This is a genomic window from uncultured Pseudomonas sp. (assembly GCF_943846705.1).
Taxonomy (GTDB): Bacteria; Pseudomonadota; Gammaproteobacteria; order Pseudomonadales; family Pseudomonadaceae; genus Aquipseudomonas.
In genome coordinates this window covers 948,142-964,077 of record NZ_OX044366.1, presented here as the reverse complement: position 1 = coordinate 964,077, position 15,936 = coordinate 948,142, and the positions used below count along the sequence as shown (strand labels likewise).

Below are 15,936 nucleotides of genomic sequence, written 5' to 3'. Positions count from 1 at the left end.
TAGATTTGTGCGTCTGTGAGTCGCCGGCAACAAGCTAGAGCAACCGCCATGCCAGGCGCTTGAATAAAGGCCGCAAAGCTGATGCAGCGCAGCGCCCGCAAGGCTTGGCGGGCGGCTGCATCAGGGTTGAGGGCGCTCTGTTAAGAGGCTGTATTGGTGATAAGTGGCGGGAATTCGCCAGTTAGTCGGGGCTGCCTGGCGAGCTTCCGCCAGTATCGGCAAAGCTCAGCCCGTGTTTACGCAGTTTGTCGTGCAGGGTTTTGCGCGGCACGCCGAGGGCTTCGGCGAGGCTGCGCAGCGAGCTGTGCGAGCGGCTTAGTTCGGCACTGATCAGGCTGCGCTCGAAGGCTTCAACCTGAGCGTTCAGGCCACTGCCATGGTGCTCTTCGGTAGGCGTGGCAATCTGCGGTTGCAGGTCGAGGTCCAGTTCCAGGCCGAGGGCGAAACGCTCAGCAGCGTTCTGTAGTTCACGTACGTTGCCCGGCCAAGAGTGGCGCAGCAGGGCGGCGCGTTGGCCCGGTTGCAGGTGACGTTCGGCCAGGCCGTGGCGGCTGCTGGCGGCTTCAGCGAAGTGCTGGAATAGCAGCAGGGCATCTTCGCCGCGTTCGCGCAGAGCGGGGATACGCAGCGGTGCAACGTTCAAGCGGTAATACAGGTCGGCGCGAAAGCGGCCCTGATCGGCCGCCTGGCGCAGGTCTTCCTTGGTCGCGGCGATCACCCGGATATCCAGCGGGATCAGCTGATTGCCGCCCAAGCGTTCAACCACCCGCTCCTGCAGCAGGCGCAGCAGCTTGACCTGGACTTCCAGGCTCATGCTTTCGATTTCATCGAGGAACAGGGTGCCGCCATTGGCAAATTCGAACTTGCCGATGCGGCGCTTTTGCGCACCAGTGAACGCCCCTTGCTCGTGGCCGAACAGCTCGCTCTCGACCACCGACTCGGCCAGTGCGCCGGCGTTAATCGCCACGAACGGCCCACTGCGCCGGTTCGACAGGTCGTGCAGGGCGCGGGCGACCACTTCCTTGCCGGCGCCGGTTTCGCCGAGGATCAGTACATCACTGTTGATCCCGGCCAGTGCGCCAATCTGCTCGCGCAGGCGCAGCATGGCGGGGGATTGGCCGACCAGGCGCGCCGACAGCGTATGCCGGTCGGCCAGGGCCAGGCGCAGGCTGCGGTTATCCAGCACCAGGCGGCGCAGGGCCAGGGCGCGACGCACGCTGTCGAGCAGGTCGTCGCTGGCGAAGGGCTTTTCCAGAAAGTCATAGGCCCCTGCGCGCATGGCCTGTACCGCCAGTGGCACGTCGCCGTGACCGGTTATCAGCAGCACCGGCAGTTCCGGGTCCTGCTCCTGCAGCTGTTGCAGCAGTTGCAGGCCGTCGATGCCGGGCATGCGGATATCGCTGACCACCACGCCCGGCCAGTCGCGCTCGATCCGCGCCGCTACGCCGTGGGCGTCAGCCAGGGCGCTGACCTTGAGTCCGGCCAGGTCGAGGGTTTGGCTCAGCGCCTGACGCAGGTGCGGGTCGTCGTCGATCAGCAGCACCTGGGTGCGGGAGTCGATCATGCTCATACCACAAAGTCCTCTGGCGACTGGGTTTTGATGCCTTGGTCCGCGGCGCGCAGGCGCAGGGTCAAGAGCGCGCCGCCATCAGGGTGATTGGCGAACAACAGCTCGCCGCCTAGGGCGCGCATCAGGGTATCGCAAATGGCCAGGCCAAGGCCGAGGCCTTGGGCGCTGGTTTTGGTGGTGAAGAATGGCTCGCGGGCGCGCTGCAGTGCTTCCTGGCTGAAGCCGGGGCCATTGTCGCGCAGGTGCAGGTCGACGCCGTCGGCGCTGAGTTCGGCGCTTAACCAGAGGCGACGTGGCGGCGCTACTTCGCTCAGGGCATCGAGGGCATTGGCCAGCAGGTTGCCGAGCACCTGACGCAGGCGGGTTTCCCCGGCCTGTACCCACAGGGTGGCGTCTGGCAGGTCGCGAATCAGCTCGACCTGCATGCTCCGGCGGCGCTTGGCCAGTAGCGCCAGGGCATCATCGATGGCCGGTTGCAGGGCCACGCTTTCAGGCGCGTGACGGTCACGCCGGGCGAAGGCGCGCAGGTGAGCAATGATCGAGGCCATGCGCTCGGTCAACTGGCTGATCAGCTTGAGGTTGGCGCGGGCGTCTTCGCTGCGCTGGTGGTCAAGCAGCACGCCGGCGTTGTCGGCATAGCTGCGGATCGCCGCCAGCGGTTGGTTAAGCTCATGGCTGATGCTCGCACTCATGGTGCCGAGGGCTGACAGCTTGCTGGCCTGTACCAGTTCGTCCTGGGCTTGCACCAATTCTTGCTGCGCCTGCTCACGTTCCAGCACCTCCTCTTTAAGCCGGCTGTTGAGCCGCTCCAGATCCAGGGTGCGCTCGAGCACGCGCTGCTCAAGTTGTTGGCGGGCTTGGCTGTCGAGGGCGATATGTTCCAGGTAGTGGCGGCGGCGCTGCATCAACAGGCCGATCAGCAGAACCAGGGCCAGCAAGGTGCTGCCGCCCACGGCCATGGTCGTGCGCACGGGCTGATCGAGCTGTGAGCGCGGGGTGAGGATGCTCACGGTCCAGCCGATCTCATCGAGTGTCTGGCCCTGACGCAGCCAGGCACTGGGGTTGAGCTGCAGCGGAGGTGGTGACTGGATGCGATAGGGCAGGGTGTCAGCAATCGCGACGCGCTCAGCATTGTCCAGCTCACGGGTGGCGTGAAAGCGCCAGTCAGCCTCTGAGGTAAGAATCACCACGCCATAGCTATCCGTGACCAGCAGTTGCTCCGGGCGATTGCCCCAGAGTGTTTCGGTGTGGTCGAGGTCAACTTTGACCACCATCACGCCAAGGATTGTCTCGCCCTCGCGGATGGCCGCAGCGAAGAAATAGCCGCGCTTGCCGGAGGTCGTGCCGAGGCCGAAAAAACGTCCAGTGCGGCCTTGCATGGCCTCGCGAAAGTAGGGGCGGTAGGAAAAATTACGCTCTACGAATGAGTCTTCCTGCTGCCAGTTCGACGCGGCCAGGGTGGTGCCATCTGTGCCCATCAGGTAGATGACATCGGCCCCGGTTTGCTGGCGGAGCTGCGCGAGTAGCTGGTTGGCTGAGGTGCGCAGCGATGTTTGCTCGGGGTGTTGCAAGACGCTGCGTAAGGCGGGCAGGTCCGCCAGGATGGGCGGCAAGACCTCGTAGCGGCGCAGGGTTCCCAGCAGGTTGGCGACGTAGAGGTCGAGCGTCTGCCGGTTCTGTTCGACCAGCACCCCACTGTAATAACGCTCGGTCAGGTGCTGCAGTGGCCACAACAGTGGCGCCAGCAGCAAAACCAGAACGGCCAGGCTTCTCCAGCGTGGACGGCGAGGGTGGGGTGACGGGACTGGCATGCGCTTACTCGGGCAATGGCATTGGTTGAGAGTGGCGCTTATGCAATAAACGGGCAAGCCCGCTTATATCGCCACTACGCAAAGCGGACATCCAGCCACCGCGCTACCGGCCGCAATGAGTAGGCCGGCGATGCGGGCCATTAACGAACAGTCAGGCAGTCGTTCAGCGCGCTCTGCCAGGTGGGCAGTTGTATGCGCCAGTCCTGTTGCAGCTGGCTGCAGTTCAGGCGCGAGTTGAGTGGCCGTTGTGCGGGGGTCGGGTAAGCGCTGCTGGGTATCGGCTGCAGCGTTGCCACGGGCTTTCCCTGGCCTTGCAGGTGCGCGGCAATCGCGCTGGCGAAACCGAACCAGCTGGTCTCGCCCAGCGCGGTCAGGTGATACACCCCCCAGGGTCCGGCGTGACCGCTGCGCCAATGCACAATCAATTGCGCTGTGGCCTGGGCAATGCTCCCGGCCCAGGTTGGCGCGCCGATTTGGTCGGCGACGATATTCAGCGTTTCGCGCTCCTGCAGCAGGCGCTGCATGGTGAGCAGGAAATTTTTGCCGTGCTGCGAATACACCCAGCTGGTGCGCAGAATCAGGTGCATGCCGCCAACCGCCTGGATCGCCTGTTCCCCGGCCAGCTTGCTGCGGCCGTAGACGCTCAGTGGCTGGGTGGCATCGCTTTCGCGGTAAGGCTCGGCTTGACGGCCATCGAAGACATAGTCGGTGGAGTAATGAATCAGCGGAATATTTAGCTCGGCGGCGGCTTCAGCAAGGATGCCGGGCGCTATGGCGTTGATCGCAAAGGCCCGTTCGGGCTCGCTCTCGACCTGATCGACGGCGGTGTGCGCGGCGGCATTGATGATCAGCGCAGGATGCAGGCTGAGGACGTGCTGGCGAATCAGCTCGGGCTGAGCCAGATCCAGTTGGTCGCTACCCAGTACCGTCAGCGCGCATGTGCCGCTAAGGCAGCGCTGCAGCTCCTGGCTGACCTGGCCATGCTTGCCGAGCAAGAGGATCTTCATGGGAAAACCTGCGCGTCGACAAAGTTGAGGCCTGCCTGGTCTTTGGCTGATAGCTGCGGAGCCTCACCTAACGGCCAGTTTATGGCCAGTGTCGGGTCATCCCAGCGAATGCAGCGCTCGTGTTCGGGGGCATAGTAATCGGTGGTCTTGTAGAGAAACTCGGCGTATTCGCTGAGCACCACAAAACCATGGGCAAAGCCTTCCGGCACCCACAGCTGGCGATTGTTGGAGGCGGACAAATGCACGCCGACCCAGCGGCCGAAAGTGGGCGAACTGCGGCGCAGGTCCACGGCGACGTCATACACTTCGCCGGCCGTGACCCGCACTAGTTTGCCTTGCGCTTGCTGCACTTGGTAATGCAGGCCGCGCAATACACCGCGCTGTGAGCGCGAATGGTTGTCCTGGACGAATTCGCGCTGCAGGCCGGTGGCGTCGGCGAAACTGCGGGCATTGAAGCTCTCGAAGAAGAACCCGCGCTGATCGCCGAACACCTTGGGCTCTAGAATGATCACCTCGGGGATGTCAGTGGCAATAGCCTGCATGCTCACTCCTCAGCCAGTTTGAACAGGTACTGGCCGTAGCCGGTTTTACCGAAAGCATTGGCCTGTACCAGCAGTTGTTGGCGATCAATCCAGCCCTGTTGGTAGGCGATTTCTTCCAGGCAAGCAACCTTCAAGCCCTGGCGGTGTTCGATGGTTTGTACGTACTGCGAGGCTTCTAGCAGGCTGTCGTGGGTGCCGGTATCGAGCCAGGCGAAGCCGCGGCCGAAGCGCTCGACGCGTAAGTCGCCGCGCTGCAGGTAGGCGTTGTTAACGTCGGTGATTTCCAGCTCGCCACGCGGCGAGGGCTTGACCGCCTTGGCGATCTCGATCACGTCGTTGTCATAGAAGTACAGGCCGGTGACCGCGTAGCTGGATTTCGGCGCTGTAGGCTTTTCCTCGATGGAAATAGCCTTGCCCTGGGCGTCGAACTCGACCACGCCGAAGCGTTGCGGGTCATTGACCCAGTAGCCGAAGACCGTGGCCCCTTTGGGTTCAGCGGCCGCGCGCAGCAACTTTTCGGTGAAGTGCTGGCCATGGAAAATATTGTCGCCGAGGATCAGGCAAACCGAATCGCTGCCAATAAAGTCTTCGCCCAAGACAAAGGCCTGGGCCAAACCGTCGGGCGAGGGCTGCTCGATGTATTCGAAGCGCACGCCAAACTGGCTGCCATCGCCGAGCATCTTGCGAAAGTTTGGCAAGTCCTGCGGCGTGGAAATAATCAGGATTTCGCGCACACCGGCGAGCATCAGCACTGAAATCGGGTAGTAGATCATCGGCTTGTCATAGATCGGCAGCAGCTGCTTGGATACGCCCAAGGTGATGGGGTGCAGGCGGCTACCGGAACCGCCGGCGAGAATGATGCCTTTCATGTGCTGCTCCTTAAAGTGCGCCGAGGCGTTCGCGCTGGTAGCTGCCATCTTGCACGCGGCGGCACCAGTCAAGGTTATCCAGATACCACAGCACGGTTTTCCGTAGACCGCTGGCGAAGGTTTCTTCAGGCTTCCAGCCCAGTTCGCGTTCGATCTTGCTGGCGTCGATGGCGTAGCGCAGGTCATGGCCGGGTCGGTCGGTGACGAAGCTGATCTGCTCTTTATATGAGCCACTCTGGCGTGGGCTTAACTCATCCAGCAGCGCGCAGATGCTTTCCACCACGTGCAGGTTCGTCTGCTCGTTGTGCCCACCTATATTGTAGGTTTCGCCAACCTGACCCGCGCTGACGACTTTAAGCAGCGCGCGGGCATGGTCTTCCACATACAGCCAATCACGCACCTGTTGACCGTTGCCATACACCGGCAGTGGTTTGCCATCCAGAGCATTGAGGATGACCAGCGGAATCAGCTTTTCCGGGAAGTGGTAGGGGCCGTAATTGTTCGAGCAGTTGGTGATCAGCACAGGCAGGCCATAGGTGCGCTGCCAGGCGCGGACTAAGTGGTCCGATGCTGCCTTGCTTGCCGAGTAGGGCGAGCTGGGCGCGTAGGGCGTGCTCTCGGTAAACAGGTCGTCTACGCCATGCAGGTCGCCATACACCTCGTCGGTGGAAATATGGTGGAAGCGAAATGCCGCCTTGCGCGCAGGATCCAGCTGCGACCAGTAGCTGCGCGTGGCCTCAAGCAGTGCGTAAGTGCCGACGATATTGGTCTGGATAAAGGCCGAGGGACCGTCGATGGAGCGATCGACATGGGATTCGGCCGCCAGGTGCATGATCGCGTCCGGCTGAAATTCGCTCAGCGCCTGGCTGACTGCCGCGCTATCGGCAATGTCTGCGTGTAGGAAACGATAGCGGGGATGGCCTGTAACGCTGGCCAGCGACTCGAGGTTGCCGGCATAGGTCAACTTGTCGAGATTGAGCACCTGATGCTCGGTGTTGCTCAGCAGGTGACGAATCAGCGCCGAACCGATAAAGCCGGCGCCGCCGGTGATGAGAATGTGCACGGGCCTGTACCTTTTTATAAAGGGAGGTCGGTAAGAGTTGCCAGGCAGTGTTACAAGTTGAGCCTAGGCCGGCAAGTCATCCGCCTTTTCAATACGCATAAAAAAACCCCGCATCGCTGCGAGGCTTTCTTTATATGGTGCCGGCACCAGGAGTCGAACCCGGGACCTACTGATTACAAGTCAGTTGCTCTACCAGCTGAGCTATACCGGCATTTCAGGGTCGCCATTATATCCATTCATTTTCAGCTGTAAAGCTGTCTGAGCGTGGTTTTATACGGGTCTTGTTATCAGCAGCGAAATGCTTATGCACATGCGTGGTGTATTTAGTACGTTCGTGTTCGGGCTTTGTGATCTGCTTCTCGGTATTTCATAAGTGCATGTTTTCACAAGAAATATTTTTAGGTTAAAAAATGTGCAGCTCGGCAGTAGCGTGCCGTGGCGGGCGTTTGCGTTGTTTGCTCAGAATCTGTCAACAGAGTTATCCACAGATGTTGTGGGCAACTTGGGTTAGCGTTCGGCGAGCAGCAGCAGGTTGCGTGGGCTCTGTTGGTGCGTGCAGAACGTGCCTAGGCGCACGCTGTAGCCCTGCTCTTGTAGGTATAGGGCGCGGTCGAGCAGTAACCAAATTTCCAGAGGGCGGCGAAAGAGGCCGCGCAGCAGCTCCAGGTTGCGCACCTCGGCCAGGCGTTGCCAGCCATACTGCTCAAGCTGCTGCCAGTTCTGTGAAGCCGGTGTGGGCAGGTGTTTGAGGGCGGCGAGATCTATGCAGTACTCGGCAAAGGGCTTGTCCAGCCAGGCGGGTGGCAGAGAGGGAGTTGGCAGGTAGTCGTCGACGCCGCGTAGCTGACGTTGCAGCAGGTCGAAGGCCAGGCGTCTGGCCATCGACTGGTCGCGCTGGCGGCGTACCCGTGCCCCTGCGGTAACGGTTTCGCTGAGTGGCAGGCCGAGGTCGTCGATCGATAGCTGCAGCGTCGAGGCTTGAGCCTGTGTCGACAAGGGCTGATAGCGCTCTGTGCTAATGCGGTTGTAGCAGCAGGGGGCCACTGCCAGCTGTTGGCAGCCGGCCTGGCTGGCCAGTTGCAGCAGGCGCGTGTGCAGCTCGCCACAGGCATGCAGCGCCACCGGTGTGTGCCGCGCCTTGATTTGCGTTAATGCCTCGTTAGCCAGTACATCCTGCTCGATATGCTCTGCCCTGATACCGAGCTTGTGGCTGAGCTGCTGGCCGCTGCTGACCAGTTGTGGGTTGTATTCCAGGCAAGTCAGTGCTGCGCCGTTGTGCGCCAGCCGGCGACCGAGGTGGCCTTTGCCGGCGCACCAGTCCAGCCAGTGTCGCGGCGTCTCGGTAAAGCTCAGGCTGCGCGCGAAGGCGTCGATCTGTTGCCATTTGCGGCCGGGTACGTCTGCGCTAAAGCGTGCGGGCAAGGTGCTGGCGGGTGAGTGGGGCAGCTCACCAATCTGGCTTAGTGCATGCGCTGTCGTAGCCAGTTGCGGGAAGGGTGTGGGGGCTGGCAGTAGATGCGGTTGGTTATGCGCGGCTTCGGCGTGTTCCAGGCTTTGCGCTCGGAGCCAGGCCCCCAGTTGCGGATGCTCGGTTTCCCAGGGCAGGGCTGGATAGTGCACAAAAGGTCGAGGTCGCCACAGCGCCTGATGCTCGCGCAGGAAGCTGTCGAGCGCCTGGAAGCGCTGCAGCAAGGCCGCGTCTTGCAAGGGTTGAACTGCTGAAGTCGTTGGCATATGGAGTGTTGCCGAGGGCGTGTGCCCCGGCAATCAACGGCCCTGGCAGGCGTCGACGCGCAGCCAGCGCTCCAGCAGCTTGAAGCCGCGTACCAAGAGGAAGGCGATCAGCAGGTAGAACATCCCGGCGGCAAAGAAGATTTCCACCGGCATGTAGGTGCGAGCAATGATGGTGCGCGCCATGCCGGTCAGCTCAAGGAGGGTCACGGTGCTGGCCAAGGCGCTGGCCTTGAGCATCAAGATCACTTCGTTGCTGTACGCCGGCAGGCCGATGCGCGCGGCGCGTGGCAGGACGATGTAGAACATGGTCTTGGCCCGTGACATGCCGAGCGCGCGTGCCGCCTCGACTTCGCCCGGTGGCACGGCCTGGATGGCACCGCGCAGGATCTCGGCGATATAGGCGGCGGTGTGCATCGTCATGGTCAGTACCGCGCACCAATAGGGCGAGCGCAAATAGGCCCACAGCGGGCCTTCGCGCACTGCGTCGAACTGCGCCAGGCCGTAGTAGACCAAGAACAGCTGAACCAGCAGTGGGGTGCCACGGAAGAAGAAGATGTAGCCATAGGGCATGGCCCGGACGTACCAGTGCCGGGATGAGCGTGCGATACCCAGTGGAATGGCCAGGACCAAGCCGGCAAAAACGGCGATGGCCACCAGCTCCAGCGTCAGGGCTGCGCCTTCGGTGAGGCGGGGCAGCCACTTGATAATCACGTCCCAGTTCATGAGGCGCTCCTGACAAAGCCACGGCTGGCGCGTTTTTCCATCAGGTGCATGCCGATCATCGCCAAGACTGTCAGGCTCAGGTAGATAAAGGCTGCAACGAGATAGAAGGTGAACGGCTCTTTGCTTGAGGTCACGGCAATTTGTGAGCGGCGCATGATTTCTTCCAGGCCGATTACCGAGACCAGAGCGGTGTCCTTCATCAGGATCATAAACAGGTTGCCCAGGCCGGGCAGGGAGATGCGCCACATCTGCGGCAGGATCAGTCGCCAGAATATCCGTGGTTTGGACATGCCCAGCGCTTGGCCCGCTTCGCGGTGGCCTTTGGGGATCGCCAGGATTGCGCCGCGAAATACCTCGGTGGCGTAGGCGCCGAAGCAGATACCCAGGGCGATGGTGCCGGCGGCGAAGGCATTTAGCTCAAGGCTTTCGATGCCGAGCAGGTCCGCCAGGTTGCGCATCAGCTGCACGGTGCCGAAATAAATCAGCAGCACCCAGAGCAGCTCGGGAATGCCGCGCACGATGGTCGAGTAAGTTCCGCCAAGCCATTGCAGCGGCTTGTACGGGGAAGTCTTGGCCAATGCGCCGAGCAAGCCGAGCACCAGACCCAGGCACAGCGCGCTGAGCGCCAGCTTGATGGTCATCAGGGTGCCAGCAGCCAAGGCTGGGCCGAATCCGTAGAGATCGAAGGTCATAGGGGCTCAGAAGCCTGCGTCGCCCACGGGGCGACGCAGTGCCGGCGGCTTAGTAGATGCTGAACGGGAAGTACTTGTCGTTAATCTTCTTGTAGGTGCCGTCAGCCACAATCTCGGCCAGGGCGGTGTTCAGCTTTTCGCGCAGGGCGTCGCCTTTGCGCACGGCAATGCCGATCTTGTCGTTATCGAATACCGGGTCGCCTTTGAATTCGAAGCCTTTGCCGGCATCGCTCTTCAGCCACTCCCAGTTGACGAAGGTGTCAGCCAGTACGCCATCAAGGCGACCCGAGGTGAGGTCGAGGTAGGCGTTTTCCTGGGTGTCGTACAGCTTGATATCGACCACGCCATCGAGGTTGTCTTCCAGCCAGGTGCCGGCGATGGTGGCGCGCTGGGCGCCGATGATTTTGTTTTGCAGGCTGGCTTTGTCAGTTTTGAAATCGCTGCCTTTCGGGGCGATAAACTGCAGTTTGTTGGTGTAGTAGGGCTCGGTGAAGTCGACTGCCGCTTTGCGCTCGTCGGTGATCGACATGGAGGCGATCAGGAAGTCGAACTTCTTCGCGTTGAGCGCCGGGATGATGCCGTCCCAGTCGGAGGTGACGACTTCGCACTCGGTCTTCATTTTGGCGCACAGGGCCTGGCCGATTTCTACGTCGAAACCGCCGACCTGGCCACTGGCGTCGATCAGGTTGAACGGCGGGTAAGCGCCTTCGGTACCCAGTTTCAATTTGTCAGCAGCGACGGCGCTGGTGCCGAAGGCCAGGGTGGCGGCTGCGGCCAGCAGGATCTTCTTATAGTTCTGCATGCGTAGTTGCTCCGTGTTTTCAGTGATTACTGGACATGAATTGTTTGCAGCGCGCCGAGTTCGGGTTGTCGAACACTTGCTCCGGAGAGCCTTGCTCTTCAACCAGGCCCTGATGCAGAAACACCACCTCGCTGGAGACCTGACGGGCAAAGCCCATTTCATGGGTCACCAACAACATGGTGCGGCCTTCATCGGCGAGTGCGCGGATCACATTAAGCACTTCTTGTACCATTTCCGGGTCGAGAGCCGAAGTGGGCTCATCGAACAGAATGACTTTCGGCTGCATGGCCAGAGTGCGGGCAATCGCTGCGCGCTGCTGCTGGCCGCCGGAAAGCTGATTGGGGTAAACGTGGCGCTTGTCGGCGATGCCGACTTTGGTCAGCAGCGCTTCGGCCACCTCTATGGCTTCGGCCTTGCTCTGGCCGAGCACGCGGCGCGGGGCTTCGATAATGTTATCGAGCACGCTCATGTGCGGCCACAGGTTGAAGTTCTGGAAGACAAAGCCGATCTCGCTGCGCAAGCGATTGATCTGTCGGCTGTCAGCGGCAACCAGCTCGCCATTTTTCGCCGCTTTGAGCTTGAGCTCTTCGCCGGCGACGATGATCTGACCCTTGTGCGGGTTTTCCAGCAAATTGATGCAGCGCAGAAAAGTCGATTTGCCGGAACCGGAGGAGCCGAGGATGGAAATCACATCGCCATCGCGAGCGGTGAGCGAGATGCCTTTAAGCACCTCAAGGTCGCCGTAGCGTTTATGCAGGTCGCGAATTTCCAGCGCAGGCGTGGCCTCGGCCATGGGGTGTCCTCTTGTTATTCGTGGCGCTCAGGCGTTATGCGACGTTCCTAGCGAGGCGCCAAGCTAGCATAGCGTTTCGCTGACCGCCAAGCCGTTTACCGGCCTCGTGGTGCTTAGCCGGCCATGCTTGTCGCTTGGTTGCAGTTGGCTGTCGCGCAGGTGCAATTTCTCCGCTCCCAGGCAGATTGCTGGGTTGCTGTATGAGGAATCGCAGGCAAGAAAAAACCCCAAGGAATTTAACTTCGCTTGGGGTTTCTCGGTATTTTGGTGCCCGGGGACGGAATCGAACCGCCGACACGGGGATTTTCAATCCCCTGCTCTACCGACTGAGCTACCCGGGCAACGGGGCGTATTAGACGGATTTGCAGGCTGGGTGTCAAGCGTGAGTTTGAAAAATATTTAATTAATACGGGCGGTTAGGGGCGAAGGAGGGTTTTTCGGGGGGTGAAAGCTGTGGAATGGGCTGAGTGCAGGCCATTCCACAGATGATGCGCCGACTTATTCGCTGGGCGGCACGTAGCCTTCGGCCTGGGCGTACTCTTCGCCGGAGAGGAACTTGTCCATCTCGGCCTGGAGGAATTTGCGGTCTTCGGCGTTCATCATGTTCAGCCGGCGCTCGTTGATCAGCAGGGTTTGGTGCTTTTGCCATTCTTCCCAGGCTTGTTTAGAGACGTTGTTGAAGATGTCCTCGCCTTTGGCGCCTGGATACGGTGGGCGCTCCAGGCCGGGAAGTTCCTGTTTGTGTTTGCGGCACTGTACGGTGCGGGTCATGGCGTTTCTCCAAAGTTCGGTGCGGTTGCAAGTGCATCGGCCGCACGTTTCAGCAGTTTCTTGACTGGGGCGGCTAGCCCTAGGCGCGGCGGGGTGGCGAGGTTATACCAGAGCCAGTCGGCCTCGGCCACGACGTGCGGCGCGGCCTCGACCCGGATCAGCCAGGGTTCGATGGCCAGTTGGAAGTGGCTGAAGGTGTGGGTCAGTGCGGCCTGCTCTTGGCGTGCGCCTAAGCGTAACTCGTGGCGGCTGGCCAGGTCGTCCAGGCTTTGCAGGTCGTCCAGTTCAGGCAGGCTCCACAGGCCGCCCCAGAGGCCGCTGGACGGGCGGCGATAGAGCAGTACTTCGCCGTGGCGGTTGGCGAGGATTGGCATCAGCGTGCGCTTCTGCGGCAGCGCCTTGCGCGGCTTGGGGATGGGGTAGCGAATCTCCAGGCCGAGCAGGTGCGCCTGGCAGCCGCTTTTCAGTGGGCAGAGCAGGCAGCTGGGTTTGCTGCGGGTACAGAGCGTGGCACCGAGGTCCATCATCGCCTGGGTGTAGTTATTTACCCGCGTCTGCGGGGTGAAACGCTCGGCCACTGCCCATAGCTGTTTGGCCACTTTCGGCTCGCCCGGGTAGCCTTCCTGGGCGACGTAGCGTGCCAGTACGCGCTTGACGTTGCCGTCGAGAATCGGCGCGCGCAGGCCCATGCTCAGGCTGGCGATAGCGCCGGCGGTGGAGAGGCCGATGCCGGGAAGTTCGGTGAGCTGGTCGACATCGCGAGGAAATTCGCCGGCATGTTCGCGCATGATGATTTGTGCGGTTTTCTGCAGGTTGCGTGCGCGGGTGTAGTAGCCGAGGCCCGTCCACAGGTGCAGCACTTCGTCCTCGGGTGCTGCGGCCAGGTCGTTGACCGTTGGCAAGGCAGCCATAAAGCGGTCGAAGTAGCCGAGCACGGTGCTGACCTGGGTCTGCTGCAGCATGATTTCCGAGACCCACACGCGATACGGGGTGATGCCCTGTTGCCAGGGCAGGTCCTTGCGCCCGTGACTGTCATACCAGTCGAGTACCGTGGTAGAAAACTGCGTCGGGCTCATCGGTTGAACAGGCCCTTGAGTGCATCTTTCAGTTCGGGGCTGACCTTGTCGCCGAGTTTTTCTTCGAGCTTTTCGTTGAGCTTGTTGCCGGCCAGCTTGGCGGCAACCTTGCCCAGGCCGTCCTGATCCAGGCGGCAGGCCTTGCCGCCCATTTCCAGCGGGCCGCGGCAGCGCACTGGCCATTCGATGCCGACATAACGCTCATTGACCTGACAGGCTGGGTCGGGCATCTCGCGCTGGTCGCCGATGACGGTGATGCCTACGCGGTAGTCGAGGCCGAGGATGCGCAGGTCGACATCGCCCTTGCCGTTGACCGCCAGGCCGGGAATGCGTGCCTTGAGGTCGGGGTTGTGGGCAACCCCGTTGCGCAGGGTCAGGCTGCCTTGCAGGCTTTCAAAGGGCGTGTCCTTACCGCGCGGGTCGCCGCTCAGGGCTTTGCGGTTGAGGGTGGCGATGCCGCGGCACAGCTGCTGCTCCAAGTTGGCGCCGACCAGCACGCCGTCATTCAGCAGGAAGCTGGCGTCGCCATTAAGGCCGTCGATCCAGGCGCGCTGGCTGTTACCGCTGGTGCTCAGGTTGGCATTGAGATCAAGCAGGCCTTTGACCGGCGAAGGCTGCTCGGGCTTTTTCAGGAAGGGTTCGAGCTGAATGCCGCGCAGATTATTTTGCACACTGAGCAGCGGCACAGCTGGGCGTAAGTCGATGCTGGCCTTGGCGTCGAAGCTGCCGCTGCCGATGCTGCCGCGCACATCTTGCAGGGTCAGCAGGCCGCCTTTGCCCTGCGCCTTGGTGCTGAATGTGTTGATGGCCTGTTGCTGGACGGTGAGCTGGTCGAGGCTGAGGTTGAGCTGTACATCCAGCTTGCGCAGCGTTGCAAGCGGCAGCACTTCGCTGCTGCTCCAGGCGTGCTGCGTTGGCGCATCGGGCAGCGGTGTGCTGCCGCTCTCGCCGGCGCTGGCGACGCTGGCCTTGACCTCTGCCTGGCGCGCCGCAGCGGCATCGTTGCTGTCTTTAGCCGGTGCAGGCAGGTAGCGGTCGAGATTCAGCTGGTCGCCCTTGAGTTGCACGCGCAGGGCTTGCTTGGCGAAGTCGGCAATCGCCAGCTGGCCGCTGAAGTGGCTGTCATCGAGGGTCAGCTTGAGGTCTTCGAAGGTCAAGCTGTTGGTGGTGCCGCTGAGGCGGGTGACCAGTTCGAATTGGCTAAGGGTTTTCTCATCATTCATCGGCGGCAGTTTCTGGCCGATGGTGCTGAGGAACTCACGCAGGTTGAGCGGAGCAATGGACAGGCCGCCGCTGAGCTTTGGCTGCTTGTCGAGGTCACGTACTTTCAGCTCGCCAAGGGCGCGCAGCTGATTGCCGGAGAACTTCAGACTGTTCCATTCGGCGACCTGGGCGGCCAGGTCGACCAGCAGCTGGCCTTGGGCGGAGTAGGTCAGGGTCTGGCCGTCGAAGGGCTCGCCGGAGACTTCGCCGGAGAACTTGGCGTCTTCCAGTTGGTAGCGCTTGAGGGCGCGGTCGAAGCGCAGTTCGCCTTGCAGTTCGCTTCGCGCGCGCAGCACTGGCTTGTTGAGGCCAAAGAAGGCGCTGAGCTTAATTGGGATGCCGGCACCCTCGCGGATCGCGCCGGTGGTCAGCTGGATGCTTTCGGCGCTGAATTGCTGGCCTTTCTGCGCGTCGTGGTAGTCGATGCGTGCGCTGTTGACGATCAGGCTGTCGATGTCCAGTTTCAGTGGCTGGCTGCTGTTCTCTGCTTCAGGCGTTGTGTCGGCAGCTGGCGTGTTGTCGCTAGCTTGGGTGTCGCGGGTGGTTGCGGCGGTTGCCGGCTTGCCGACATCTTCCCAGTTGCTGCGGCCTTTTTCGTCGCGCTGCAGGTTGAGGTTGAGGCCGTCGATGCGGATGTCGCTCATCTGCACTTCTTTGCGCAGCAGCGGCAGTACCCGCACCGATAGGCCGAGCAGGCGCAGGTCGGCAAAAGGCTTATCCGGGGTGCTCAGGCTGGCGAGGCTGGCATCGGTCAGCTCCAGGCCGAGCCAGGGGAACAGGCTCCAGCCGATATCACCCTTGAGGGTCAGCTCCAGGTTGGCCTTGTCGCGGGCTAACTGGCGGATTTCGTCTTTGTAATCGTTGGGATCGAACAGGTGGGTGAGGGCAAAGCCCAGCGCCACGATGATCAGCAAGAGCCCTAGAAAAAACAGGCCAATGATTTTGCCGAGCGCTTTCATGTGCGAATCCTTGTTTCGAAACTGAAGAGTGAAAAACAGCAATTTGAGCCGGCGAGTATAGCGCCAGTGCTTTGGTTCGGGCCGTCGACAGTTCTGTTTGCCGAGTGTTTTTGCAAGGGGTTTTTACGCTGAAGCTTAGGCGCTGAGCCTGCGCGGGCAGGCTCAGCGCATGACTGGGTGGCCTGGCCTGGGCATTTGGATTGGCAAGTCGGCGGCCGGTTCCCTGTGGTTTGCCCGTATGCAGGCGCTCGGTGTAGCGGC

The 15,936-nt window shown here is 61.5% G+C and carries 14 protein-coding genes and 2 tRNA genes; all 16 read right to left on the bottom strand.

Annotated elements, in window-relative coordinates; genetic code table 11:
* Positions 1-181: 181 nt before the first annotated feature.
* Positions 182-1,570: a sigma-54 dependent transcriptional regulator gene (locus Q0V31_RS04665; RefSeq protein ID WP_298184971.1), complete on the bottom strand. Its 1,389-nt coding sequence runs from the start codon at positions 1,568-1,570 to the stop codon at positions 182-184.
* Positions 1,567-3,381 carry an ATP-binding protein gene (locus Q0V31_RS04660; RefSeq protein ID WP_298184969.1) on the bottom strand — a complete coding sequence of 605 codons (1,815 nt, stop codon included), beginning with the start codon at positions 3,379-3,381 and terminating at the stop codon, positions 1,567-1,569. The genes Q0V31_RS04665 and Q0V31_RS04660 overlap by 4 nt, the downstream gene beginning before the upstream one ends.
* Before the next feature lie 140 nt (positions 3,382-3,521).
* Positions 3,522-4,388: a dTDP-4-dehydrorhamnose reductase gene (gene rfbD, locus Q0V31_RS04655; RefSeq protein WP_298184967.1), complete on the bottom strand. Its 867-nt coding sequence runs from the start codon at positions 4,386-4,388 to the stop codon at positions 3,522-3,524.
* Positions 4,385-4,930, bottom strand: a complete 546-nt coding sequence (rfbC, locus tag Q0V31_RS04650) for a dTDP-4-dehydrorhamnose 3,5-epimerase (RefSeq protein WP_298184965.1) — start codon at positions 4,928-4,930, stop codon at positions 4,385-4,387. The genes rfbD and rfbC overlap by 4 nt, the downstream gene beginning before the upstream one ends.
* A gap of 2 nt (positions 4,931-4,932) precedes the next feature.
* Positions 4,933-5,799, bottom strand: a complete 867-nt coding sequence (rfbA, locus tag Q0V31_RS04645; RefSeq protein WP_298184964.1) for a glucose-1-phosphate thymidylyltransferase RfbA — start codon at positions 5,797-5,799, stop codon at positions 4,933-4,935.
* Between the two features lie 10 nt (positions 5,800-5,809).
* Positions 5,810-6,862, bottom strand: a complete 1,053-nt coding sequence (gene rfbB, locus Q0V31_RS04640) for a dTDP-glucose 4,6-dehydratase (RefSeq protein ID WP_298184962.1) — start codon at positions 6,860-6,862, stop codon at positions 5,810-5,812.
* Between the two features lie 135 nt (positions 6,863-6,997).
* Positions 6,998-7,073, bottom strand: a tRNA-Thr gene (locus Q0V31_RS04635).
* Positions 7,074-7,369: 296 nt separating this feature from the next.
* A complete protein-coding gene (locus Q0V31_RS04630) occupies positions 7,370-8,596 on the bottom strand; it encodes a methyltransferase (RefSeq protein ID WP_298184960.1) in 1,227 nt (408 codons plus the stop codon).
* Between the two features lie 33 nt (positions 8,597-8,629).
* Positions 8,630-9,319: an ABC transporter permease gene (locus tag Q0V31_RS04625; protein WP_298184958.1), complete on the bottom strand. Its 690-nt coding sequence runs from the start codon at positions 9,317-9,319 to the stop codon at positions 8,630-8,632.
* Positions 9,316-10,011, bottom strand: coding sequence for an ABC transporter permease (locus Q0V31_RS04620; protein ID WP_298184955.1), 696 nt, complete (start codon positions 10,009-10,011; stop codon positions 9,316-9,318). Before Q0V31_RS04620 ends, Q0V31_RS04625 begins: the two co-directional genes overlap by 4 nt.
* A gap of 49 nt (positions 10,012-10,060) precedes the next feature.
* On the bottom strand, positions 10,061-10,813 hold the full coding sequence (locus Q0V31_RS04615) for an ABC transporter substrate-binding protein (protein ID WP_298184954.1): 753 nt from the start codon (positions 10,811-10,813) through the stop codon (positions 10,061-10,063).
* A gap of 19 nt (positions 10,814-10,832) precedes the next feature.
* Positions 10,833-11,606 carry an ABC transporter ATP-binding protein gene (locus tag Q0V31_RS04610; RefSeq protein ID WP_298184952.1) on the bottom strand — a complete coding sequence of 258 codons (774 nt, stop codon included), beginning with the start codon at positions 11,604-11,606 and terminating at the stop codon, positions 10,833-10,835.
* Positions 11,607-11,871: 265 nt separating this feature from the next.
* Positions 11,872-11,947: transfer RNA gene (locus tag Q0V31_RS04605), tRNA-Phe, on the bottom strand.
* 157 nt (positions 11,948-12,104) lie between these two features.
* Complete coding sequence (locus Q0V31_RS04600; RefSeq protein WP_298184950.1) at positions 12,105-12,377, bottom strand: oxidative damage protection protein; 273 nt, start codon at positions 12,375-12,377, stop codon at positions 12,105-12,107.
* Positions 12,374-13,453 (bottom strand): A/G-specific adenine glycosylase, encoded by a 1,080-nt coding sequence (gene mutY, locus Q0V31_RS04595; RefSeq protein ID WP_298184948.1) that lies wholly within the window; start codon positions 13,451-13,453, stop codon positions 12,374-12,376. Before mutY ends, Q0V31_RS04600 begins: the two co-directional genes overlap by 4 nt.
* The gene (locus Q0V31_RS04590; RefSeq protein WP_298184946.1) at positions 13,450-15,675 is read right to left on the bottom strand and encodes an AsmA family protein; all 2,226 of its coding nucleotides are present in this window, start codon (positions 15,673-15,675) and stop codon (positions 13,450-13,452) included. Before Q0V31_RS04590 ends, mutY begins: the two co-directional genes overlap by 4 nt.
* Positions 15,676-15,936 lie beyond the last annotated feature (261 nt).